The following is a 23585-nucleotide window of genomic DNA, read 5'->3' on the forward strand; positions in this document are numbered from 1 at the left end:
GCGCGCGTTCGCATCCGCCAACCGATTACACGACAGGGAGAATCGACGATGAAGATCCGATCCGTATCGCTCGCCGTACTGGTGAGCGCGAGCGCCGCGCTGATGTCCGCGTGCGTGGTCGAACCGGTGCGGCCGCCGCCGCCCGCGCCGGTCGTAGAGGCGCCGCCGCCGCCGCCCGCACCCGGCTATCGCTGGGCGAAGGGCCATTACCGCTGGGCTGGCAACCACTGGGCGTGGGTGCCGGGCCACTGGGTGGCCGTGTATTGAACCGGGCGAACGGCGGGTCGTTCACCATCCGATCCGGTGCTTTTCCTCGGTTTCGCTGTGCCGCCAGTCGTCGTCCGCGTGCAGATACTGGCTCGCCGTCGTCAGCGACACGTGCTCGAGGTTGTCGCGCACGAGCCGCAGGTCGACACGGCCGTCGGCCATGTAGGAGCCGGCGCTGAAGGCCTGGCGCGGACGATCCACATCAAAGGATGCGCGCGCATCGTCGCGCGGCACCGCGGCGATCGCATCCTTGACCGCCAGCCACGGCGGCGGCCCGAGATGGCGCGGGAGCACCCACGCGCAGGCCGTCGCATTCGGCGAAGATATCCTCCGAGAGGAAATGGGTGTTCGTGATCGTGGCGCGCTCTCGTCGAGCATCGCGGTCGCGACGAGCATGCAGACGTGAGGAAGCGTCACGCCGGCTGTAAGCCGTTTGTGAACTTTCCCGGCGCGGCGCTCGTCTAATCGGCCCGCCAACGCTTCCTGAGGACCTTCAGATGATTCGCAAGACCAGAACGCTGCTCGGCGCGGCCGTGATTGCCGGCAGCGCGATGCTGGCCGGATGCCAGACCGACGCGGCCGCGACGGACCCGCGCGCGGTCCGCCCGGCGGACGGCCGGCCCGTGACCCGGACCGTTTATGTCGCGCCGCAGGCGGCGCGCTGCACGGGCGTCGCACCGATGGACTGCCTGCAGGTGCGCAGCAGCCCGGCCGAGCCGTGGAGCCTCTGGTACGCGGGTATCGAAGGCTTCGCGTACCAGCCCGGCTATCAATACGTTCTGGAAGTCGACGAGTACCGCGTCGCGCAGCCGCCGGCCGACGCTTCGTCGATCCGCTGGGTGCTCAAGCGTGTCGTCGAGCGCCGTCAGGTGAACTGACGGCCGCGCCCGCCCGCGGCGCCGCTTACGCGGACGGCCGCGGCGCGACCGGCCTCGGCGGCGCGGCGGTATCGATCCGCCGGAACACGACCGACGACAGCAGCGTGACCGAGCCCATGCAGACGAACGACAGCATGAAGCCGTTCGCCATCGAGCCCCAACGCGCGGCGAACAGGTTCACGAGCCCGCCGCCGATCGACACGCCGAGCCCCATCGCCAGCATCTGCATCATCGTGAACAGGCTGTTGCCGCTACCGGCGTCGGCGTGCGACAGCCCCTTGAGCGTCACGGCGTTCATCGCGGCGAACTGCATCGAGTTCGCGGCGCCGAACACGATCAGCAACGCCATCTCCAGCGCCGGCGCGGGCCGCGCCGACACCAGCGCGAACCCCGCGATCGCGCAGCCGACGATCCCCGTGTTCACGACCAGAAACGTCGCATAGCCGAAGCGTTTCGCGAGCGGCGCGATCCAGCGCTTCGCGATCACGCCGGCGATCGCGGCCGGCAGCATCATCATCCCCGACTGCAGCGGCGTATAGCCGAGTTGCACCTGCATCAGCAGCGGCAGCATGAACGGCACCGCGCTCGTGCCGATCCGGCACAGCAGGTTGCCGAGCAGCCCCGAGCCGAAGTTCGGCTCGCGGAACAACCCGAGCCGGAACAGCGGCTGCGCGCGGCGCCGCGCGTGGGGCAGGTACGCGAGCGCACTCGCCACGCCGAGCACGGCGAGCCCGATCGCCCAGCCGGTGCGGTGCACGGGCATCGGCGGATCGATCGCGAGCGACAGCGCGAGCATCGCGACCGACAGCAATGCACAGCCGACGAAGTCGAACGGTGGCGGCTGCGTCGCCTGGTCGTGCGGCAGAAAGCGCTGCACCGCGAGGAAGCCGACCACGCCGACCGGCACGTTGACGATGAACACCCAGTGCCAGGAAATCGCCTGCGTGAGCCAGCCGCCGAGCGTCGGCCCGACGATCGGGCCGAGCTGCGCGGCGATCGACACGAACGCGATCGCCGCGACGTACTGTTCGCCCGGCACGCGGCGCAACACCGCAAGCCGCCCGATCGGCAGCAGCATCGAGCCGCCGATGCCCTGCACGGCACGCGCGACGACGAGCTGGCCGAGCGTGTGCGACGCGGCACAGCCGATCGATGCGAGCGAGAACACCAGGATGGCGAGCGAGAACACGCGGCGCGTGCCGAACCGGTCGGCGAGCCAGCCGGACGCCGGCGTGAGCATCGCCATCGTCAGCGTGTAGACGACCACGACCGGCTGCATCGCGAGCGGCGACGCATGCAGGCTTTGCGCGATCGACGGCAGCGCGGTGTTGACGATCGTCGTGTCGAGGGACTGCATGAAGAACGCGGCGGCGACGATCCACAGCAGCGCGGAATGTGAGGGTTCGCGGGACATGACGAAGTGAGAGGTGCGGCGACCGGTATGGCGATATGGCACGGCCGGTCTACAAGCATGGGATGGTATCGATTCCGGTGGTCATCGGGAAGCTGCCTGATGGCATTGACTGTCATCGTAATCGGCGATGACAATGCGGAATGCTCAATCCCGTCTGGCTCAAGACGTTCGCGACCGTCACGAACTGCCGCAGCTTCACCGAAGCGGGCCGGCAGCTCGGGCTCAACCAGTCGAGCGTCAGCGAACACATCCGTCGTCTCGAAGAGAGCGTCGGCCGGCGGCTGTTCGTGCGCGACACCCATTCGATCGCGATGACGGCCGACGGCGAGGCGCTGCTCGTGCATGCGAACGTGATCCTGCAGGCGCTGAACCGCGCGGAATCGCAGTTTCGCAAGCCGCGGCTGCAGGGCCGCGTGCGGCTCGGCGCGTCGGACGATCTCGCGCTGGTCGCGCTGCCGGACGTGCTCGCGGCGTTTCGCACCGCGCACCCCGACGTCGCGCTGGAAATCACGACCGGCATGACGAGCCAGCTCTACGAACTGATGGATGCGGGCGCGCTCGACCTGATGATCGGCAAGCGGCGGCTCGGCGAGCGGCGCGGCACGCCACTGTTGCGCGCGCGGCTCGAGTGGGTCGCGCGGCCGGGCACCGTGGTCGACCTGGAGCGGCCGCTGCCGCTCGTGCTGGTGGCCGAGCCGAGCGTCACGCGCGCGGTCGTGCTGAACGCGCTCGCGGAAAAGGGGATCGGCTGGGAAGTCGTGTGTTCGAGCAGCAGCCAGCCGGGCTGCATCGCGGCCGCGCGGGCCGGGCTCGGGCTCACCGCGACGTCGCAGTATCTGTCGGCGCGCGGCCTGGCGCCGCCGGTAAACGGCGACGGGCTGCCTGCGCTGCCCGACGTCGAATTCATCGCGCTCGCCGCGAAGCGGCTCAGCCAGCCGGCTGGCACGCTGCTCGAGCTGCTGGAAACCAGCGACCTGCGCGCACCCGGCGCGGCCGATCAAGGCGTGTAGCGCACTTCGTTACCTGACAGCTGCCGATAGTTACCCGACAGCCGCCGTTCGTGCCGCCGTGCCGGCCGGGCCACGCACCACACGCCACGCATCGCCGCATCATGCCGCGCGTTTCTGCGAAATCACCAGCAGCGCGCCGTTCTTGTCCTCCAGCACCGCGCGGAATTCGTGCGGCCCGGCCTGCACCGGCACGCGCACCGACGCGCCGGCCTTCACGACCCGCGCCATCGCCGCGTACAGGTCGTCGTCCTCATCCACGCGCAGCGTGAGCGCCGCGCGCTCGACGATCTGCTCGTCGCCGGCCACCAGCGCGATCGTCAGCGGGCCGCCGTCGAGCGCGCAGTAGCGGTCGCCATCGCGGAATTTCACGTTCAGGCCCAGTCCATCGACGAACAACGGCAAGGCCGTGTCGATGTCGTCGACCGGGTACAGCAGCATCGATACCTTCATTCCCTCTCTCCCTTGTCGTGATGTGGGCGGCGCGCACCGCACCGTCGTTCGATGCTAGCGCGCGGTGTCGGCCGCGACGCAGTCCGATCGGATGACGGTGAAACCCCTCTGTCCCCGCGGGCGGCCCGTTACTCCAAACAGACGATGCCCGGGCGGGCCTGCGCGCCGACACTCCCATCCGTGGACCGTCGCTATTCGTCCGTACCGTGCGGGCGGCTGCACGACCCCGACTCGTCCAACATACATGGAGACGCACGCAATGAAGTTTTCCCTTATCTACGAAGCCCAGACCACCGACGCATCGCGCGAGGGCGACCACCGGGTGTTCAAGGAGACGGTCGAACAGGCGCTGCTGGCCGAGCAGGTCGGCTTCGACACGATCTGGTGCGTGGAGCACACGTCGCTGACCAACTATGCGCACATGAGCGCGCCGGAAACCTTCCTTGCGTACCTGGCCGGGCGCACGACGCGCATCGGGCTCGGTCATGGCGTCGTGTGCCTGCCGCCGGCGATGAACCATCCGATCAAGGTCGCCGAGCGCGTCGCGCTGCTCGACATCCTGTCGGGCGGCCGCGTGCATTTCGGCGTCGGCAAGGGCGGCAGCCAGCAGGAAGCGGGCGCGTTCGGCTACGACCTCAATGAACTGCAGCCGATGATCGACGAGTCGATGTACCTGGTGCCGAAGATGTTCGTGCAGGACGAGATCGAGCATGACGGCCAGTACATCAAGATTCCGAAGCGTCCGATCCACCCGAAGCCGTTCCAGGATCCGCATCCGCCGATGTACCTCGCGTGCACGAACACCGACGCGCTGCTGCGCGCCGGCCAGCGCGGCATGGGCGCGCTGGTGCTCGGTTTCGGCGGCCCCGATGAAGTCGCGAAGAAGAACGCGATCTATCGCGAAGCGTGGGCGAACCGCAAGCCGGAAGACCAGGTCGGCTTCCGCCCGACCCAGCATCTCGCGGCGCTGTGCCCGACGGTCGTGATGGCCGACGGCCAGAAGGCCCGCAAGATCGGCATCCGCGGCCAGCGCTACTTCATGGAGTCGCTCGCGTACTGGTACACGGGCGGCGAGCGTCCGGACCCGGCGAAGTGGGGCGACGACCTCGTGCAGGCCGATACCGGCGAGATGGTGATCCGTTCGCGCTTCGCGTCGGAGGAAGTCGTCGTGAACTTCGCCGATCCGGCGCTCGCGATGATGAACCCGAACCATGCGTACGGCACCGTGGACGACTGCATCGGCTACGTGGGCCGCCTGCAGGAAGCGGGCGTCGACGAAGTGCTGTTCCTGTGCCAGATGGGCACCGTGCCGCACGACGCGCAGATGGAGACGATCCGCAACATCGGCGAGCACGTGATCCCGTTCTTCAACAACGAGAAGGCGCGCGCCTGCGCGTAAGGCGGGCAGGGCCGCGCCGCGCCCGTCGTCCCTTCGGACGATGCGGCGCGGCCGCGCGAGACCGACCATCGGCAGCAGGAACCCTCGCTCGCGGCGCCGCCCGCGACGAACCACTGACAGAGAGACCGGGGTGGGCGCCGCCGCGCGCGCTCCGCATCAAGGAGACATTCGTGCATCGCGACAACGATTCGAACGCACTGGCCGCCACGCTGATCGCCCGGGCCGAGGCGCTTGCGCCGACGCTCGCCGGCCGCGCCGAGCAGGCGCAAGCGCAGGGCCGCATTCCGGCCGAGACGATCGCCGACATGCAGGCCGCCGGCTTCTTCAAGGTGCTGCAGCCGAAGCGCTACGGCGGCTACGAGCTCGATCCGCAGGCCTTCTTCGATATCCAGATGGCGCTCGCGCGCGGCTGCATGTCGACCGCGTGGGTGTACGGCGTCGTCGGCGTGCACAACTGGCAGCTCGCGTTGTTCGACGAACGCGCGCAGCAGGACGTGTGGGGCAAGGATCCGGCGACGCTGATCGCGTCGACCTACATGCCGGTCGGCCGCGTGACGCCGGTGGACGACGGCTTTCGCCTGTCCGGCCACTGGAAGTTCTCGAGCGGCAGCGAGCTGTGCGAATGGGTGTTCCTCGGCGCACTGGTGCCGCCGGCCGTTGCCGGCCAGCCGCCGGAATACCGCACGTTCCTGCTGCCGAAATCCGACTACCGGATCCAGCAGGACTGGGACGTGCTCGGCCTGCGCGCGACCGGCAGCCACGACATCGTCGTCGACGACGTGTTCGTGCCCGCGTACCGCACGCACAAGGCGATCGACGGGATGATGGGCACGAGCCCGGGCCTCGCCGTCAACGATGCGCCGCTGTTCAAGCTGCCGTTCGCGCAGATCTTCGTGCGCGCGGTGTGCACGTCGTGCATCGGCGCGCTGCAGGGTGCGCTCGACGACTTCACCGGCTATGCGGCCACGCGCGTGTCGGCCAACAGCGGCGCGAAGACCACCGACGATCCGGGCGCGCAGAACGCGTGCGCGAACGCGGCCGTCGCGATCGACGAGATGACGGTGCTGCTCAAGCGCAATTTCGCGGAACTGATGGCGTCGGTGACGGGCGGCCCCGCCGTGTCGATCGAACGCCGCGTGCATTTCCGCTACCAGTCCGCCCAGGTGGCCGAGCGCTGCGCGCAGGCCGCGAACGCGCTGCTGCGCTATGCGGGCGGCAACGGCATCTATCACCGCAATCCGCTGGTGCGCCGCTTCCTCGACCTGCACGCGGCCCGCGCGCACTACGCGAACAACGTGGACCGCTTCGGCCAGAACCTCGGCGCGGTGATGCTCGGCCGCGAGAACACCGATTACTTCATCTGACGAGACCGCGATGAACGACAAGCAAGCGCAGCAATACGTGTTCGACGTCGTGGTCGTCGGCTCGGGCGCGGGCGCGCTGCTCGCGGCGTGCCGCGCGGCCGACCGCGGGCTGTCCGTCGTCGTGATCGAGAAGACGGCGCTGTACGGCGGCACGTCGGCGATTTCTGGCGGCGGCATCTGGGTGCCGTGCAACCACCACATCGCCGCACTCGGCGCGACCGATACGCGCGAGGCCGCGCGCCGCTATCTCGACGCGTGCACGGCCGGCGCTTCGTCGCGCGAGCGGCTCGACGCGTATCTCGACCAGGCGCCCGCGATGCTGCGCTACCTCGAAGCGAAGACGCCGGTGCGCTACCAGGCGCTGCCGAAGTACGCGGACTATTTCCAGAAGCTGCCGGGCGCGATGCCGGGCTATCGCGCGCTCGATCCGCTGCCGTTCGACGGCGCGCGGCTCGGCGACGAGCTCGACCGGCTGCGGCCCGCGTCGCCCGGCACGCTGATCGGCGGCCGCGTGGCCGTGACGTCGAAGGAGGCGCACACGCTGTTCTCGCGCGGGCCGGGCTTCATGAAGCTCGCGATCGCGCAGTTCGGCCGCTACTGGCTCGATATCGGCGTGCGCCGCCGCACGCGGCGCGACCGGCGCCTGACGCTCGGCAATGCGCTGATCGGCGGGCTGCGCCGCGCGCTGCTCGATCGCAACGTGCCGGTCTGGCTCGACACGCCGATGCGCGACCTGCTCGACGTCGACGGTCGCGTGACGGGCGTGCGGGCGCAGCGCTTCGGACAGCCGCTGACGATCGTCGCGCGATGCGGCGTGATCCTCGGCGCGGGCGGCTTCGAGCGCAACCAGCCGATGCGCGAGCGCTACCTGCCGCAGCCGACGCAGATGCAATGGAGCGCGACGCCGCCGGCCAACACCGGCGACGCGATCGCCGAGGGCCACCGGCTCGGCGGCGCGCTCGCGCTGATGGAACACGTGTGGGGCGCGCCGACGGTCGGTGTCGCGGGCGAGGAGAAGCAGCGCGCGCTGTTCGTTGAACGCAACCTGCCGGGCTGCGTGATCGTGAACGGTCTCGGCAAGCGCTTCGTCAACGAAGCCGCGCCGTATTCGGAATTCGTGCCGGCGATGTATCGCGACCATGCGCGCACCGGCGCGTGCGTGCCGGCGTGGATGGTGTTCGACGCGCGCTTTCGCCGCAAGTATCCGTGCGGGCCGATCATGCCGGCGTCGATGATGCCCGATGCGCGGATTCCGGACGCGTTTCGCGACGTGCTCGTGAAAGCCGACACGATCGATGCGCTCGCCACGAGGATCGGTGTCGATGCGGCAGGGCTGCACGACACGCTGCGCGACATGGCGCGTTATGCGGCGACCGGCATCGACGAAGCGTTCGGCAAGGGCAACAACCTGTTCGACACGTATTACGGCGATCCGCGCAACGCGCCGAATCCGTGCCTCGGGCCGGTCGACGAGGCGCCGTTCTACGCGGTGCGGATCGACGCGGGCGACATCGGCACGAAAGGCGGGCTCGTCACCGACGCGCATGCGCGCGTGCTGCGCGCTGACGGCGCGCCGGTCGACGGCCTCTACGCGATCGGCAACACCAGTGCATCGGTGATGGGCACGAGCTATCCCGGCGCAGGCTCGACGCTCGGTCCGGCGATGACCTTCGGCTTCATCGCCGCCGACCACCTGGCCGCACAAGCGGCCGACGCCGGCGGCGGGGCACCCCGGCCGTCCACGACAGAACTTGACGGAGTCCAATGATGAGCGAAATCACTACCCATCCGCTGCGCACCGACATGCTGCTCGCGATGCGCCGCCTCGCGCGCTCCGTCACGGTCATCAGCAGCGCGCACGAAGGCCGGCGCTACTCGATGTCCGCGACGGCGGTCGATTCGCTGTCGACCGATCCGCCGTCGCTGCTGATCTGCATCAACCGCAACGCGTCGCTGTATCCGCCGCTCGACGCGGGCGCGCCGTTCTGCGTGAACGTGCTGTCGGCCCGCCATGAAGGCATTGCGATCGACTGCAGCGGCCGCCTGAAGGGCGAGGCGCGCTTCACGACCGGCGACTGGCATACGTCGCCGCTCGGCGTCCCGTACCTGCACGATTCGCAGGCGAGCCTCGTGTGCGAGCAGGACGGCCGCTTCGAATACGGCACGCATACGGTGTTCATCGGGCGCATTCGCGAAGTGCTGATGAGCGGCGACGTCGATCCGCTCGTCTATCTCGACGGCGCGTACACGACGCCCGGCGCGCCGGCGGCTCGCGCGGCGGCATGACGTGAGGAATCTGCGATGAGCGATTCGCGCTTCCACCGGCTGACCGTGGCCGACGTCATCACCGAAAGCGACGACGCGTGCTCGTTCGTGTTCGACGTACCTGCCGCGTTGCGCGAGGCGTTCGCGTACCGGCCCGGCCAGTTCCTGACGCTGAACGTGCCGTGCGCGGACGTGACCGTCGCGCGCTGCTACTCGCTGTCGAGCGCGCCGGGCATCGACGCGGCGCCGAAGATCACCGTCAAGCGCGTGCGCGACGGCCGCGCGTCGAACTGGCTGTGCGAGCGCATCCGCGCGGGCGACGCGCTCGACGTGCTGCCGCCGGCCGGCGTCTTCACGCCGCGCACGCTCGACGGCGACCTGCTGCTGTTCGCGGGCGGCAGCGGCATCACGCCGGTGCTGTCGATCCTCAAATCGGCGCTCGTGCACGGACGCGGGATGCTGACGCTGATCTATGCGAACCGCGAAGAGCGTTCGGTGATTTTCCGCGACGAACTGCAGCAGCTCGCGCACCGCCATCCGGGCCGCCTGCGCGCGATCCACTGGCTCGACAGCGTGCAGGGCGTGCCGCAGCAGCGGCATCTCGAAGAGCTCGCGCGGCCGTTCAGCCAGCAGGAGACGTTCATCTGCGGGCCCGCGCTGTTCATGGAGAACGCGCTCGCCGCGATGCTCGGCCTCGGGCTGCCGCGTGCGCGCGTGCACGTCGAGCGCTTCGCGTCGCTGCCCGATGCGCCGGCGCAGGCCGAGCCGGCGGCCGCGGCCGCGCCGGCCGGCACGATCGCCGCGTGCGGCGACGGCGCGGCGATCGAGACGGTGCTGGATGGCGAGGCGTTCGCGTTCGACAGCGAGCCCGGCGAAACGCTGCTCGACGCGATGCTGCGCGCCGGCCTGCCCGCGCCGAATTCCTGCCGGATGGGGCAGTGCGGCGCGTGCATGTGCCGCGTCGAACGCGGCGAAGTGGCGCTCGCCAGCAACCACGTGCTCGACGACGACGAGATCGCGGCCGGCTGGACGCTCGCATGCTGTGCGCGGCCCGCGAGCGACGCGCTGCGCGTGGTGTTCCCCGATTGAGCCGCGGCGCGCCGGCGGCGCGTGCGGCACCCCCTGTTGCGACGCATATGACGATGGACAACGAAATCCTCACCACGCCCGCGCTGATCGCGCGGGCTGCCGCGCGCCACGGCGCGCATCCGGCGATCGAGTCGGAGCATGGCCGGCTGACCTACGCGGAACTCGACGCGGCCCGCGTCGAGGCGGCGCGCGCGCTGCTCGCGAGCGGCATCGACGCCGGCGACCGGATCGCCGTATGGGCGCCGAACCTGCCGCAATGGATCGTCGCGGCGCTGGCGATCCACACCGTCGGCGCGATCCTCGTGCCGGTCAACACACGGATGAAGGGGATGGAGGTGGGCGGCATCCTGCACGACGGCGGCGCGCGGCTGCTGTTCTGCTGCGGCACCTTCCTCGGCGAATCCTATCCGGCGATGCTCGCGCCGCACCGGCCGGCGACGCTCGAACGCGTCGTCGTGTTCGACGGCGAGCCGCCGTCCGGCGTGCGCGACGAGACCTGGAACGCGTTCCTCGCGCGCGGCGCGGCCGTGCCGCTCGACGCCCTCCGCGAGCGGGAAACGCAGGTGACGCCCGACACCGTGATGGACCTGATGTTCACGTCCGGCACGACGGGCCGCCCGAAAGGCGTGATGACCGCGCACGGGCAGAACCTGCGCGCCGCGCAGGCGTGGGCGTCGATTGCCGGGGTGCGCCAGGACGACCGCTACCTGATCGTCAATCCGTTTTTCCATACGTTCGGCTACAAGGCCGGCTGGCTCGCCGCGCTGTCGAGCGGCGCGACCGTGCTGCCGCATCTCGTGTTCCAGCCGGACGACGTGTTGCGGCGCGTCGCCGATGAGCGCGTGTCGGTGCTGCCCGGCCCGCCGACGCTGTACTACGCGCTGCTCGATGCGCCCGAGCGCGCGGCGCGCGACCTGTCGTCGCTGCGGATCGCGGTGACCGGCGCGGCCGCGATCGCGCCGAGCCTGATCGAGCGGATGCGCGCGGAGCTCGGCTTCGAGACCGTGCTGACCGGCTACGGGCTCACGGAATCGTGCGGCTTCGCGACGCTGTGCCGGCACGGCGACGACGCCGAGACGGTCGCCTATACGTCGGGCCGGCCGATGCCGGACGTCGAGCTGCGGATTGCGGGGCCGGACGGCGCGGCGCTCGCGCCGGACGAGACCGGCGAGATCTGGGTGCGCGGCTACAACGTGATGCGCGGCTACTTCAACCAGCCGGATGCGACGCGCGAGACCGTCGATGCGGCGGGGTGGTTGCACACGGGCGACCTCGGCTGCGTGGACGCGAACGGCAACCTGAAGATCACCGACCGGATCAAGGACATGTTCATCGTCGGCGGCTTCAACTGCTATCCGGCCGAGATCGAGCGGCTGCTGGCCGCGCATCCGGCGATCGCGCAGGTCGCGCTGGTCGGCGTGCCCGATACGCGGCTCGGCGAGGTCGGACATGCGTACGTCGTGTTGCGTCCCGGCGCGCATACCGACGCCGATGCACTGAACGACTGGGCGCGCAGCAACATGGCGAACTACAAGGTGCCGCGGCATTTCACGTTCGTCGAGCAATTGCCGACGAGCGCGGCCGGCAAGGTGCTGAAGTACCGGTTGCGCGCGGGCACCGAAGCGGCGGCCTGAACGCTGTCGCGCGTCGCCCGATCAATGGGAGGAATGCATGAACGACAACGGATTTGCGCCGGGCGCGGTGCTCGTGTTCGGCGGCAGCGGCGGGATCGGGCAGGGCGTCGCGCTCGAGTTCGCGCGCGCCGGCGTGCCGGTCGCGGTGGGTTATCGCAGCAAGGCCGACGTGGCCGAGCGCGTCGCGCGCGACCTGCGCGATGTGGGCGTCGCGGCCACCACGCATCGCGTGGACGTGACCGATCCCGCGCAGATCGATGCGGCGCTCGCGGCCGCGATCGACGCGCACGGCCGCGTGCACACCATCGTGTGGGCGGCCGGCCCGTTCGTGAACCAGCGCCATATCGGCGACATGACGCACGACGACTGGCGTCGCGCGATCGAGGTCGAGACGGTCGGCTTCTTCAATGCGGCGAAGGCTGCGTTGCCGCATTTCCGCGCGTCGGGCGGCGGGTCGTTCGTGACGCTCGGGTCTGCCGGGCATTTGCGCTGGCCCGATCGGGACGGCCTGTCGGTCGCGCCGAAGGCGGCGAACGAGGCGCTGGTGAAGGGCCTCGCGCGCGAGGAGGGGCGATACGAAATCCGCGCGAATTCGATCCTGGTCGGCGTGATCGAGGCCGGGATGTTTCCGGTGCTGCTCGAACAGGGACAGTTCGACCCGGCATGGATCGACGACACGCGGAAGATGCTCGCGCTCAAGCGTTGGGGGAAGGCGCACGACATCGGGCGCGCGGCGGTGTTTCTCGCGTCGGACCGTGCGAATTACATCACCGGGCAGCAGTTGAACGTGTCGGGTGGGTACGGCCTGTAGCGGGTGGACGGAGCCCGCCGGGGTGAGCGGGCTCGACAAACGGACACGTCAGTTGTCCCGGGCGCTGACATCGCCGAATCAATCCCGAATCTGCTCATCGAGTGAGGCCGGGATCGTCTGCCCGCATCGCGTATGCCGAAGCGCATGAACAGCCATCGCACCCGCGATCGGTTGTGCACGCATCGTCCTCGGTATTCACCCTGAGCCTCGATGCGCGATCCCGCATCCTGACCGCGTGCGCCTCGCGCGAGGTCACGTCAGTGAAACATTTTTCTCCCTGCGACCGGTCGCACGCGCTTTCCGGCCGTCGCGAATCGCGTGTGCTCACAGCCGCGCGTGCTTGCCCGACGCGCGTCGCGGCGCGCGATGCTTGGCTCACCCGTATCGCGAACGGCGATGAAGTGCGAAAACAGATGCGTTCCTGAAACATTTCCGTCGATTCCCCCACGCGTCACGCCGGACAGGTGACGTCGACGCTTGTCCCGCGCGGGTTTGCGCCGCATGGCACACGCCTTGCGGTGAGCCCCGTGCCGCTCGTCACAACCGCGACTGATATTCACGATAAATCGCGGGAGCGGCACGCAACGACATCGAAACATCGGGGATCGGCTCGAGCCGCGGGATGGCGGCCCGACGTGTCGGACGCACGCAGCGTCGTATCGGCGACACGAACGGGCACCGCACGCTCGATCCGTCAAACAGCAAGCTTGCTTGCAAGGTGTCGTGCCGGGGGGACCCGCTGCGCGTGGCGGCATGCGCTGCACGCGGCGGGTCGATGCGCCCGGCACAGTCGGGGGAACGCCCGTGAAAATGACAATGAATCAATGGGCAGCGCTGGCGGTGGTGTTCGCGGCTGGCGCGCACGCGCAGGAAATCTACCTGCAGGGCGGCACGCAGGGCGTCGGCATCGGTGCGGCCGTCAGCTTCAATTCGGTGCTCGGCGCGCACGCGGATTTCAACGCGATCAATCTGACGCATGACTTCACGGTGGCCGGCAATCGCTACCAGGACGACATCAAGCTGCGCCAAGGCGGCCTGTATGCGGACATCTTTCCGTGGCGCGGCAGCGGCTTTCGCACGACGATCGGATTGCGCTTCAACGATGACGAGATCCGCGGCGTGTCGGTGCCCACCAACGGCACCTATGTATTCGGCGGCAAGCGCTATCCAGCGCTGCCGGGGATGTATGCGGTCGCCGAGGCGCGCTATCCGACCGTGATGCCGTATGTCGGGATCGGCTACGGGCATCGGCCGGCGTCGAAAGGGCTCGGCTTCGTCGCCGACATCGGCGTCGCATACGGGATCCCGCGCTCCTCATACACGCTGTCGCCGGCACTGGCCGCCGCGGCCGGACCGCAGAAGAGCCAGATTCTGGTCTCCAGCGGCCTCGACGAACTGAACCGGAAGATGTCGCGGTATCGCTGGTATCCGGTCCTGCAGATCGGGATCTCGTATCGGTTCTGAGCCGCGCGCGCGTCACAGCGCGGCCGTGCTCTGCTCGCGTGCAGGTTCGACCGCCCTGCGGGCCGGGCGCGCATCGTTGCGCTTCGCGATGAACGGGTGCTCGATGTAGCGGTAGGTCAGCAGCGCGCAGAAGACGGCGACCAGTGCGCACGCGAACGACAGCGCCCAGATGCCGGGGTCGTCGACGGAATTGATCGGGAACACGAACTTGTTGAACGCGCGGACGATCGCGTACACGATCGCCATGTGGAGCATGTAGATGCTGAAGCTGGCGGTGCCGAGCAGCGCGAGCGGACGGGTTTCGAGCACGCCGTAGAACGTGTTCCCGCACGCGACGCACAGGAACACGGCGAGGAGCGGCAGCGCGCCCTCGATCGAGTAGCGTTCGGCCGGATACGGGGCGACGGCGAGAATCAGCAACGCGACGGTGGCCGCCGATTTCGTGCCGAGCAGCGAGCGGATCGCGGGATGCCGCGATGCCTCGAACGCCAGCGCGCCGAACGCGAACAGCAGGGCCATCCCGCCGGGCGGTCCGAACAGCGCGGCGCAGAACGTGACGATCGCGAGCGCGAGCAGCTTGCGCCATGCACGCGTCGCAACGAACCACGCGAGAAACGGAATGGCGACGTAGAACCGCCATTCGTACGCGAGCGTCCACCAGACGCCGCTCAGGTAGCCGGTGTGTTCTGCGCCGTTGACAGGGAATGCCCCGAACCAGCCGAGCGAAACGGCTTTGAGCAGGTCGGCCAGCAACCGGATCGGCGCGTCGACGACATTGCGGGGAAACCAGTACAGCGTGCAGGCGACGATGACGAGCGCGTAAAAGAGGTAGAGCGGGGCGACGCGCCGCACGCGCCCGACGAAGAAGCTCCGCACGTCGAGCGTGCCTCTGCATGCGCGCTCCCAGAACAGGAACCCGGTGACCATGAAGAACAGCGCGACGGGAATCGTGCCGAGATTGCGCAGGAAGTCGGAGGGGGCGCCCCAGACGCCGGTCGACAGCAAGCCCTGGTTGCACGCGAAGTGATGGAAGACGACGGAGGTCGCCAGGATGCCGCGGAATCCGTCCAGGTTGGGATGGCGCATCGACAGCGATTTGTCGACGGCCGACCGGTAGAACGGGACGTGCCTCGCGACGAGCCACGCGATGATCGCGACGGCCGCAAGGCAGGCCGGGAAGTAGAGCTTGTCGGGAGTCGGGGAAAACAGGGTATCCAGAGAAGGGGTAATCAGGTCCACTGAAGGGCGTCTCGTGTCTTGGATCGCTTGGATCGGGATTTCAGGCACGGATGGTCCGCGTCGATGCAAGGTCTTCTGCGCGCTTCGTGCGGCGTTCGATCGCCGGTCTTGTACGTTGATGGTATCAAACGGTCACGACGGCGTGCCGCATGGAGATGCAACATGATGTTTCGATGCGGCGGGCGGCGTCTGTACTTCACTGGAACAACAAGGCGCGGGGTGGACGATGGAGACGGTACGCGGGTTGGGCGATGCGCGGCGTGTCGCAACGTATGCCGTCGCGGGGTGGTGTTGCCGTTGACCTTCCTGTTGCTCGACTGCCGGAACGTCCGGCCGAACCGGCTCGAATCGGTCGTGCTGGCACTCGCGTGGATCGCGCCGGCCCAGGCGTTCGTCGCGGTCATCACCGGCACGATGTGGCCGGTTGCGGCCGCGATCCTGGTGGCGGTGCTGGCGATGGTCGTGCGGCGTGCGTCGGATTCGACGCCGTTGCGCGCCTGACGGCACGCATCTGCCCCGGCCCCCCGCCGGTGAATGGCCATTCGGCCGTCTTTTTCATCGCCTCGATTCGGCTTACCGTGCACGACAGCAGTTCGACGCGTCGGGCCAGCGGCGGAACGCGGGACTTTCTGTCGCCCGTTGCCGCCGGCCCGCGCCGACCACCGTCTTCCATCCGGTCACGACGATGATAGCAATGCTTGCAATTCACCGTCACGGCGCTATCATTGATAGCAATCTGGATGGAGGGACCCATGGCAAATCTTCTGGTGCGTAACGTGGATGACAGTATCGTTCAGAGCCTGCGCGAGCAGGCCGCGGCCAACGGCAGGAGCGCCGAGGCCGAACATCGGGCCATTCTGGCCGAGGCGCTCGGCCGGCCGAAGCGACGGACATTCGCGCAAGTGCTGATGAGCATGCCGGACGTCGGCGAAGACGCGGATTTCCAACGTGTTCAGGATTCCGGCGAGGTCAGGCGTGTTTTTGATTGATACGAACGTCATCAGCGAGATCAGGAAGGGCAAGCGAACCAACCGCGGCGTGCGCGCGTTCTTCAGGCAGGCGGAGGCCGACGCGAGCCCGCTTTACCTGTCGGTCGTGACGGTGGGCGAACTGCGGCGGGGCGTCGACCTGATCCGTCATCGCGGCGATCATCCGCAGGCGTCGGCGCTCGAGGCATGGATGGCGACGATCCTGTCCGGCTATGCGTCGAACATCCTGCCGGTCGATCTCGAGACCACCCAGATGTGGGGCCATTTGCGCGTGCCCGATCCGGCGCACGCCCTCGATAAACTGATCGCGGCCACCGCGCTGATCAACGATCTGACGGTCGTCACCCGCAATGTCGACGATTTCGCTCGCACCGGCGTCCAGTTGCTGAACCCGTTCGATTGATCGGGGGCGCCGCATCGCGGCAACCCGCCTCCGCTTCCAGCTTCCCGCCTTCTCCGCCGCGCATAGCCCGTTCCCCCAGGCTTGCGCGGGGCGCCCGCTCAGCGCCCCGATTTCCCGCCAGCTCCCCACCAATCCCCCCTCCGCCTCTCGTCCCAACAGACGATGTGACGCCACCCCCGACCGGCCAGAATCCTTTCACGAACAACGGATTCTGAACCTGGAGGAGGCCGACATGATCGATGTCCGTGCGCTCGGCTACGTCATCGTCGAGGCGACCCGCGTCGATGCGTGGCGCCGCTACGCGCAAGACGTGCTGGGCATGCAGGCGCTCGACGCGCCCGACGGCGCGCTGTACCTGAAGATGGACGAGCGCGATTTCCGCTACGTGATCGTCCCCGGCACGACCGACCGCTATTTCGCGTCGGGCTGGGAACTGCCCGACGGCGCCGCGTTCGACGCCGCGCTCGCGGCATTGCAGCAAGCAGGCGTCGAAGCCGTGCGTGCCACGCGCGACGAAGCCGCACTGCGCCGCGTGCAGGCAATGGCGTGGTGCACCGACCCGTCCGGCAACCGCCACGAGCTGTACTGGGGCGCGCGCTGCGACTTCCGCCGCTTCGTGTCGCCGCTCGGCGTCGCGCGCTTCGTCACCGGCGACATGGGGCTCGGCCACGCGGTGCTGCCCGCGCCGCAGTTCGACGCGACCGACGCATTCGTGCGCGGCGTGCTCGGTTTCGAGCTGTCCGACATCTTCCGTGTGAAGTTCACGCCCGATCCCGCCGAACCCGAGAAGCGCATCCACTTCATGCACTGCCGCAACGCGCGCCATCACAGCCTCGCGCTGTTCGAGATGGCCGTGCCGTCGGGCTGCGTGCACGTGATGGCCGAAGTCGACTCGATGGACGAAGTCGGCCGCGCGCTCGATCGGGTCGCCGCGCACGACGTGAAGATGTCCGCGACGCTCGGCCGGCACTGCAACGACCAGATGATCTCGTTCTACATGAAGACCCCCGGCGGCTTCGATCTCGAATACGGCTTCGGCGGCCTCACGGTCGACTGGTCGAAGCACGCGGTGTTCGAGGCGACCAAGGTGAGCCAGTGGGGCCACGATTTCAGCATCGGATACCGGTAAGCCAGCACGATGACGATGAAACCTCTCGACAAGACGATGTCCGCGCGCGACGTGGTCGCGCAACTCGCCGACGGCATGACGATCGGTATCGGCGGATGGGGGCCGCGGCGCAAGCCGATGGCGCTGGTGCGCGAGATCGCGCGCTCGAACCTGAAGGACCTGACGATCGTCGCATACGGCGGCGCCGACATCGGCCTGCTGTGCGCCGCCGGCAAGGTGCGCAAGGCGGTGTTCGGCTTCGTGTCGCTCGACGTGATCCCGCTCGAGCCGCACTTCCGCCGCGCGCGTGAACAGGGTCGCGTCGACGTGCTCGAACTCGACGAAGGGATGCTTCAGCTCGGCCTGCGCGCGGCCGCCGCGCGGTTGCCGTTCCTGCCGACGCGTGCCGGGCTCGGCACCGCGCTGCTCGATCACGCGTCGCAGTTGCGCACGGTGAAGTCGCCGTACGAAGACGGCGAGACGCTGCTCGCGATGCCGGCGATCGAACTCGACGTCGCGCTGCTGCACGCGAACGCGGCCGACCGGATGGGCAACACGCGCATCGACGGCCCCGATCCGTTCTTCGACGCGTGGATGGCGCGCGCCGCGCAGCGCTGCTACGTGTCGGCGGAGACGGTCGACGCGTCGCTCGCGAGCGACGACCTCGACGCCGCGCGCCGCAACCCGTTCGAGCGCTCGCTCGTCACCGGCGTCGTGCACGCGCCGGGCGGCGCGCATCCGACGTCGTGCGGGCCGGACTACGGCTGGGACCTGCCGCACCTGCGCGCGTACTGCGCGAGCGCGGAAGACGATGCGAAGACGGCGGCGTACCTGCGCGACGTGGTCGGCCAGGACGAACGCCAGTACCTCGAAGGCGTCGGCGGTCTGTCGCACGTGACGACGCTGCCGTTGCCGATTCTGTAAAGGAGCGCCTGTGAGCGAATCTCTCGACCATTCCCTCGCGGAACTGATGATCGTCGCGTCCGCGCGACTCTGGCGCGACGACGGCGAAGTGCTGGCGACCGGCATCGGCACGGGCCCGCGGCTCGCGGCCGGCCTCGCGCGGCTCGCGTACAACAACGGGCTGATGCTGACCGACGGCGAGGCGTATCTCGTCGAGGAGCCGATCCCGCTCGGCCCGCGTCCCGACGGCTATCGCGTGAAGGCGAGCGGCTGGATGACCTACGAACGCGTGTTCGACTGCCTGTGGCACGGCCGCCGCCATGCGCTCGTGATGCCGACGCAGATCGACCGCTTCGGCCAGGCCAACATCTCGTGGCTCGGCGACGACTACGAGCGGCCGAAGACGCAACTGCTCGGCGCACGCGGCTTCCCCGGCAACTCGACGAACCATGCGAATTCGTTTTTCGTCAGCGGTCACGGCAAACGCACGTTCGTCGACGGCGAAGTCGACATGGTGTGTACGGTCGGTTACAACCCGGCCCGCCGGCTGCCCGGCATGAAGACCTTCGTCGACCTGCGCAGCATCGTCACCGACCTGTGCGTGATGGATTTCGGCGGGCCCGACCACGCGATCCGCGTGCGCTCGCTGCATCCCGGCGTGAGCTTCGACGAGGTGCAGGACGCGACCGGCTTCCCGCTGCTCGCGCATCCGGAACTCGGCACGACGGCCGCGCCGGCCGCGGAAGACCTGCGCATCGTGCGTGCGCTCGATCCTCACAACCTGCGCGCGACGATCGTGCGCAACAATCCGGCGCCGCGCCGCGGATGAGGTCCGACATGGAAGCGACCCAGGTGACGTTCGGCGACGGTGTCGTCGGCTACGCAGTCGAGGACGGCATCGCGACGATCACGATGAACCGTCCCGAGTATCACAACGCGCAGAACTCGAAGATGACGTATGCGCTCGACGCGGCATTCCGGCGCGCGGCGCACGACGACGCGGTGAAGGCGATCGTGCTCGCGGGCGCCGGCAAGCATTTCTCGGCGGGTCACGACATCGGCACGCCGGGCCGCGACATCCACGAGTCGTTCGACCGCGCGTCGCTGTGGTACGACCACGCGGACAAGGAAGGCGGCGAATTCCTCTATGCGCGCGAACAGGAGGTGTACCTCGGGATGTGCCGGCGCTGGCGCGACCTGCCGAAGCCGACCATCGCGATGGTGCACGGCGCGTGCATCGCGGGCGGGCTGATGCTCGCGTGGGTGTGCGACCTGATCGTCGCGTCGGAGGATGCGTTCTTCGCGGATCCGGTCGTGCGGATGGGGATTCCCGGCGTCGAGTACTTCGCGCATGCGTACGAGCTGAACCCGCGCATCGCGAAGGAATTCCTGTTCCTCGGCGAGCGGATGCCGGCCGAGCGCGCGTACCAGATGGGGATGGTCAACCGCGTGGTGCCGCGCGAGCGGCTGCGCGACGCGACCTACGCGATCGCCGCGAAGATCGCGACGATGCCGCGCCTCGGCCTCACGCTGACCAAGCAGGCGCTGAACCACGTCGAGGAACTGCAGGGCAAGCGCGCGGCGATGGACGCGGCGTTCGCATGGCATCACTTCGCGCATGCGCACAACGAGCTCGTCAGCGGCGATCGCCTCGGCGGCTACGACGCACGCAAGATGGCCAGTTCGCAGCGCAAGCCGGAGCCGCCGGGCGACGAAGGGCAGGCCGACGCCGCGCCGGCCGCCGTCAACGGAGCCGCCGCATGAGCACGCCGCTTCATGGCCCGCTGCATACGCCGCTGTGCGACCTGCTCGGCTGCCGCTACCCGATCGTGCAGACCGCGATGGGTTGGGTGGCCGACGCACGGCTCGTCGCGGCGACCGCCAACGCGGGCGGCTTCGGCTTCCTGGCCGGCGCGACGCTCGAACCCGAGCAGGTCGAGGCCGAGATCCTGAAGGTGAAGTCGCTGACCGACCAGCCGTTCGGCATCAACTTCCACATGTTCCAGAAGAACGCCGCCCAGGTGGTCGATCTCGCGATCGCGCACCGGCTGCGGGCGGTCAGCTACGGCCGCGGGCCGGACGCGAAGACGATCCGCCGCTTCAAGGACGCCGGCATCGTCTGCATGCCGACCGTCGGCGCGCCGAAGCATGCGGCGAAGGCGGTCGAGCTCGGCGCGGACATCGTGACGGTGCAGGGCGCGGAAGGCGGCGGCCACACGGGCTCGGTGCCGACCACGCTGCTGCTGCCGAAGGTGCTCGACGCGGTGCGGGTACCGGTCGTCGCGGCCGGCGGCTTCTTCGACGGGCGCGGGCTGGCTGCGGCGCTCGCATATGGCGCGGCCGGCATTGCGATGGGCACGCGCTTCCTGATGAGCGCCGAATCGCCGGTGCCGCGCGCGACGCTCGACCGCTACGTCGCGGTCGGCGATCCGGCGCGGATCCGCGTGTCGGACGCGCTCGACGGGCTGCCGCAACGGATGATCGACAACCCGTATCTGCTGAAGCTCGAACGCTTCGGCCCGCTGCGCCGCACGCTGTTCGCGCTGAAGACGGCCGAGGCGTGGCGCCGCCGGAACGGGCTGCGCACGACCGACATGCTGGGCCTCGCGATCAAGGCGCTGCGCTCGCACGACTACACGGCGAGCCAGACGCTGATGGCGGCGAACGCGCCGTTCCTGATCCAGCGCGCGATCGTCGACGGACGTCCCGACGAAGGCGTGCTGCCGAGCGGCCAGGTGGCCGCGATGATCGGCGCGATCGAATCGTGCGACGCGCTGATCGCGCGGATCGTCGCGGAAGCCGGTGAGCGGCTGGACGCGCTGGCCGCGTTGCGCGCAGCGTCGGTGGCACCGGCACAGGCTGCGTGAAAAACATCACAGGGAGGCTTTGGATATGACAACACCCAATCAACCGGGCGGCGCGACGCCGTTCCGGATCGAGCGCGCCGACGGCATCGCCGAACTGGTGATCGCCCATCCGCCCGTGAACGCGCTCGATGCGCAGGGCTGGCATGCGCTCGCGCGTGCGCTCGACGCGCTCGGCGAGGACGACGACGTGCGCGTGATCGTCGTGCGCGGCGAGGGCCGCGGCTTCTGCGCGGGCGTCGATATCAAGGAGCTGGCCGCGCATCCGGGGCGGATCGTGTCGGTCAACGCCGGCAACTACGAGACGTTCCGCGCGGTGCACCGCAACCCGAAACCGGTGATCGCGGCCGTGCACGGTTTCGTGCTCGGCGGCGGCATCGGCATCTGCGGTGCGGCGGACATCGTCGTCGCGGCCGATTGCGCGCGCTTCGGCGTGCCCGAGATCGATCGCGGCGCGATGGGCGGCGGCGCGCATCTGCAGCGGCTGTTCGGCGTGCAGAAGGTGCGCGCGATGTACTTCACCGGCGAGATGATCGACGCGGCCGAAGCGTACCGGCTCGGCGCCGTCGAGCAGGTCGTCACGCGCGACGCGCTGCGCGACGCGGCGCTCGCGATCGCCGGCAAGATCGCGGCGAAGAGCCCGGCGATGGTGCGGCTCGCGAAGGAGGCGCTGAACGGCGTCGAGGACGGCGATCTCGAGGACAAATACCGTTGGGAGCAGGGCTTCACCCTGCAGGCATACATGACGAACGACTCGATGGAAGCGCGCGCCGCGTTCGTCGAGAAGCGCGACGCGCGGTTCGATGCGCAGTTCGATGCGCGGGCCCGGGAGGCACGCGCATGAACCTGACCTATACGCCGCAACAGCAGGCGTTTCGCGCGGAAATCCGCGAATGGCTCGCCGCGCACGTGCCGCGCGAGCGACTGCCGAGCTTCGACACCGAGGAAGGGTTCGCCGCGCACCGCGAATGGGAGCGCACGCTGCACTCGGGCCGCTGGAGCATGGTCACATGGCCGCGCGAACTCGGCGGGCGCGGCTGCGACCTGATCGAGTGGCTGATCTTCGAGGAAGAGTACTGGCGTGCCGACGCACCGATGCGCGTGAACCAGAACGGCATCTTCCTGCTCGGCCCGACGCTGATGGATTTCGGCACCGACGCGCAGAAGGCGCGCTTCCTGCCCGCGATGGCGGCGGGCGAGCACGTGTGGGCGCAGGGCTGGTCGGAGCCGAACGCGGGCTCGGACATGGCCGCGATCCGCACGACGGCGATCCGCATCGGCGACGAATACGTGCTCAACGGCCAGAAGATCTGGTCGACCCGCGCGGTATGGGCCGACTGGCTGTTCGGGCTGTTCCGCAGCGATCCCGAATCGTCGCGTCACCACGGACTCACGTTCCTGATGGTGCCGCTGTCGACGCCGGGCATCACGGTGCGGCCGATCCGCCAGCTGAACGGGCAGACGGGCTTCGCGGAAATCTTCTTCGACGACGTGCGCGTGCCGGTCGCGAACCGCCTCGCGGCCGAAGGCGCGGGGTGGCAGGTCGCGATGGCGACGGCCGGCTTCGAGCGCGGGCTGATGCTGCGTTCGCCCGCGCGGTTCCAGCGCACCGCGCAGGCGCTGCGCGACCTGTATCTCGCGCACCGCGACAGCGCGGACCGCGACCCGACGCTGCGCGAACGGGTGGTGCAGGCCTGGATGGATGCGCAGGCGTACGCGCTGTCGACCTATGCGACCGCGAGCCGGCTGCTGAAAGGCGGCCACATCGGCGCGGAATCGAGCACCAACAAGGTGTTCTGGTCGGAGCTCGACCTGCGGATGCACCAGACCGCGCTCGACATCCTCGGCGCGCACGGCGAGGTCGTCCCGCAGACGGCCGCGCAGCACGCGGCGCTCGGCCACTGGCTCGACGGCTTCCTGTTCGCGCAGGCCGGCCCGATCTACGCGGGCACCAACGAGATCCAGCGCAACATCGTCGCCGAACGGATGCTCGGCATGCCGCGCGCGTGAGCGCGCCGGCGACTCCCTCACTGA

The 23585-nt window shown here is 69.1% G+C and carries 24 protein-coding genes and 1 pseudogene; 21 read left to right on the plus strand and 4 right to left on the minus strand.

Annotation, left to right across the window (positions count from 1 at the left end; all coding sequences use genetic code 11):
- Positions 1 to 48: 48 nt before the first annotated feature.
- Positions 49 to 267 carry a YXWGXW repeat-containing protein gene (locus ACVK00_RS11050; RefSeq protein ID WP_284889364.1) on the plus strand — a complete coding sequence of 73 codons (219 nt, stop codon included), beginning with the start codon at positions 49 to 51 and terminating at the stop codon, positions 265 to 267.
- A 21-nt stretch (positions 268 to 288) separates the two neighbouring features.
- Here ACVK00_RS11050 and ACVK00_RS11055 read toward each other — a convergent pair.
- Positions 289 to 444 (minus strand): annotated as a pseudogene (locus ACVK00_RS11055) (tyrosine-type recombinase/integrase); the annotation flags it as partial.
- Between the two features lie 320 nt (positions 445 to 764).
- On the opposite strand from ACVK00_RS11055, the gene ACVK00_RS11060 reads away from it, so the two are divergent.
- Positions 765 to 1145, plus strand: a complete 381-nt coding sequence (locus tag ACVK00_RS11060) for a DUF4377 domain-containing protein (protein WP_284889366.1) — start codon at positions 765 to 767, stop codon at positions 1143 to 1145.
- Between the two features lie 25 nt (positions 1146 to 1170).
- Here the strand turns inward: ACVK00_RS11060 and ACVK00_RS11065 are convergent, their stop codons facing one another.
- A complete protein-coding gene (locus tag ACVK00_RS11065; RefSeq protein WP_354123062.1) occupies positions 1171 to 2559 on the minus strand; it encodes a DHA2 family efflux MFS transporter permease subunit in 1389 nt (462 codons plus the stop codon).
- A 140-nt stretch (positions 2560 to 2699) separates the two neighbouring features.
- Here ACVK00_RS11065 and ACVK00_RS11070 point away from each other — a divergent pair, with 140 nt between their 5' ends.
- The gene (locus tag ACVK00_RS11070) at positions 2700 to 3569 is read left to right on the plus strand and encodes a LysR family transcriptional regulator (RefSeq protein ID WP_228907815.1); all 870 of its coding nucleotides are present in this window, start codon (positions 2700 to 2702) and stop codon (positions 3567 to 3569) included.
- 99 nt (positions 3570 to 3668) lie between these two features.
- On the opposite strand, the gene ACVK00_RS11075 is transcribed toward ACVK00_RS11070, so the two are convergent.
- Entirely contained in the window at positions 3669 to 4019 is a 351-nt protein-coding gene (locus ACVK00_RS11075) for a VOC family protein (protein WP_166952130.1), read from the minus strand.
- A 259-nt stretch (positions 4020 to 4278) separates the two neighbouring features.
- On the opposite strand from ACVK00_RS11075, the gene ACVK00_RS11080 reads away from it, so the two are divergent.
- The 8 genes from ACVK00_RS11080 (at position 4279) to ACVK00_RS11115 (ending at position 14045) form a co-directional block, all read left to right on the plus strand.
- Positions 4279 to 5418: an LLM class flavin-dependent oxidoreductase gene (locus tag ACVK00_RS11080; protein WP_175726011.1), complete on the plus strand. Its 1140-nt coding sequence runs from the start codon at positions 4279 to 4281 to the stop codon at positions 5416 to 5418.
- A gap of 170 nt (positions 5419 to 5588) precedes the next feature.
- Positions 5589 to 6782, plus strand: a complete 1194-nt coding sequence (locus tag ACVK00_RS11085; RefSeq protein WP_284889376.1) for an acyl-CoA dehydrogenase family protein — start codon at positions 5589 to 5591, stop codon at positions 6780 to 6782.
- Between the two features lie 10 nt (positions 6783 to 6792).
- Entirely contained in the window at positions 6793 to 8550 is a 1758-nt protein-coding gene (locus ACVK00_RS11090) for an FAD-dependent oxidoreductase (RefSeq protein ID WP_354123063.1), read from the plus strand.
- The gene (locus ACVK00_RS11095) at positions 8550 to 9068 is read left to right on the plus strand and encodes a flavin reductase family protein (RefSeq protein ID WP_284889380.1); all 519 of its coding nucleotides are present in this window, start codon (positions 8550 to 8552) and stop codon (positions 9066 to 9068) included. The genes ACVK00_RS11090 and ACVK00_RS11095 overlap by 1 nt, the downstream gene beginning before the upstream one ends.
- Before the next feature lie 15 nt (positions 9069 to 9083).
- The gene (locus ACVK00_RS11100) at positions 9084 to 10136 is read left to right on the plus strand and encodes a ferredoxin--NADP reductase (RefSeq protein WP_284889382.1); all 1053 of its coding nucleotides are present in this window, start codon (positions 9084 to 9086) and stop codon (positions 10134 to 10136) included.
- A gap of 47 nt (positions 10137 to 10183) precedes the next feature.
- The gene (locus ACVK00_RS11105) at positions 10184 to 11770 is read left to right on the plus strand and encodes a FadD3 family acyl-CoA ligase (RefSeq protein WP_284889384.1); all 1587 of its coding nucleotides are present in this window, start codon (positions 10184 to 10186) and stop codon (positions 11768 to 11770) included.
- Positions 11771 to 11807: 37 nt separating this feature from the next.
- Positions 11808 to 12581 (plus strand): SDR family NAD(P)-dependent oxidoreductase, encoded by a 774-nt coding sequence (locus ACVK00_RS11110; protein ID WP_284889386.1) that lies wholly within the window; start codon positions 11808 to 11810, stop codon positions 12579 to 12581.
- Positions 12582 to 13391: 810 nt separating this feature from the next.
- Positions 13392 to 14045 carry a hypothetical protein gene (locus ACVK00_RS11115; protein WP_324251298.1) on the plus strand — a complete coding sequence of 218 codons (654 nt, stop codon included), beginning with the start codon at positions 13392 to 13394 and terminating at the stop codon, positions 14043 to 14045.
- 12 nt (positions 14046 to 14057) lie between these two features.
- On the opposite strand, the gene ACVK00_RS11120 is transcribed toward ACVK00_RS11115, so the two are convergent.
- Positions 14058 to 15284: an acyltransferase family protein gene (locus ACVK00_RS11120; RefSeq protein WP_284889389.1), complete on the minus strand. Its 1227-nt coding sequence runs from the start codon at positions 15282 to 15284 to the stop codon at positions 14058 to 14060.
- Positions 15285 to 15581: 297 nt separating this feature from the next.
- Between ACVK00_RS11120 and ACVK00_RS11125 the strand changes: the two genes are divergently transcribed.
- From ACVK00_RS11125 to ACVK00_RS11170, 10 genes are all read left to right on the plus strand, one after another.
- Positions 15582 to 15785, plus strand: a complete 204-nt coding sequence (locus ACVK00_RS11125) for a hypothetical protein (RefSeq protein WP_284889391.1) — start codon at positions 15582 to 15584, stop codon at positions 15783 to 15785.
- Between the two features lie 251 nt (positions 15786 to 16036).
- A complete protein-coding gene (locus tag ACVK00_RS11130; protein WP_006753828.1) occupies positions 16037 to 16273 on the plus strand; it encodes a FitA-like ribbon-helix-helix domain-containing protein in 237 nt (78 codons plus the stop codon).
- On the plus strand, positions 16260 to 16676 hold the full coding sequence (locus ACVK00_RS11135) for a type II toxin-antitoxin system VapC family toxin (protein ID WP_228907750.1): 417 nt from the start codon (positions 16260 to 16262) through the stop codon (positions 16674 to 16676). The genes ACVK00_RS11130 and ACVK00_RS11135 overlap by 14 nt, the downstream gene beginning before the upstream one ends.
- A 232-nt stretch (positions 16677 to 16908) precedes the next feature.
- Positions 16909 to 17805, plus strand: coding sequence for a VOC family protein (locus tag ACVK00_RS11140; protein WP_228907749.1), 897 nt, complete (start codon positions 16909 to 16911; stop codon positions 17803 to 17805).
- Positions 17806 to 17814: 9 nt separating this feature from the next.
- Positions 17815 to 18708, plus strand: a complete 894-nt coding sequence (locus ACVK00_RS11145; protein WP_284889396.1) for a CoA transferase subunit A — start codon at positions 17815 to 17817, stop codon at positions 18706 to 18708.
- Positions 18709 to 18718: 10 nt separating this feature from the next.
- Positions 18719 to 19516: a CoA-transferase subunit beta gene (locus ACVK00_RS11150; protein WP_284889398.1), complete on the plus strand. Its 798-nt coding sequence runs from the start codon at positions 18719 to 18721 to the stop codon at positions 19514 to 19516.
- 8 nt (positions 19517 to 19524) lie between these two features.
- Positions 19525 to 20451, plus strand: a complete 927-nt coding sequence (locus tag ACVK00_RS11155; RefSeq protein WP_228907747.1) for an enoyl-CoA hydratase — start codon at positions 19525 to 19527, stop codon at positions 20449 to 20451.
- On the plus strand, positions 20448 to 21554 hold the full coding sequence (locus ACVK00_RS11160) for an NAD(P)H-dependent flavin oxidoreductase (protein ID WP_284889400.1): 1107 nt from the start codon (positions 20448 to 20450) through the stop codon (positions 21552 to 21554). The genes ACVK00_RS11155 and ACVK00_RS11160 overlap by 4 nt, the downstream gene beginning before the upstream one ends.
- Before the next feature lie 25 nt (positions 21555 to 21579).
- Positions 21580 to 22395, plus strand: coding sequence for an enoyl-CoA hydratase family protein (locus ACVK00_RS11165; protein WP_284889402.1), 816 nt, complete (start codon positions 21580 to 21582; stop codon positions 22393 to 22395).
- Complete coding sequence (locus ACVK00_RS11170) at positions 22392 to 23561, plus strand: acyl-CoA dehydrogenase family protein (protein ID WP_284889404.1); 1170 nt, start codon at positions 22392 to 22394, stop codon at positions 23559 to 23561. The genes ACVK00_RS11165 and ACVK00_RS11170 overlap by 4 nt, the downstream gene beginning before the upstream one ends.
- Positions 23562 to 23585 lie beyond the last annotated feature (24 nt).

It is taken from the genome of Burkholderia sp. PvR073 (assembly GCF_054055695.1).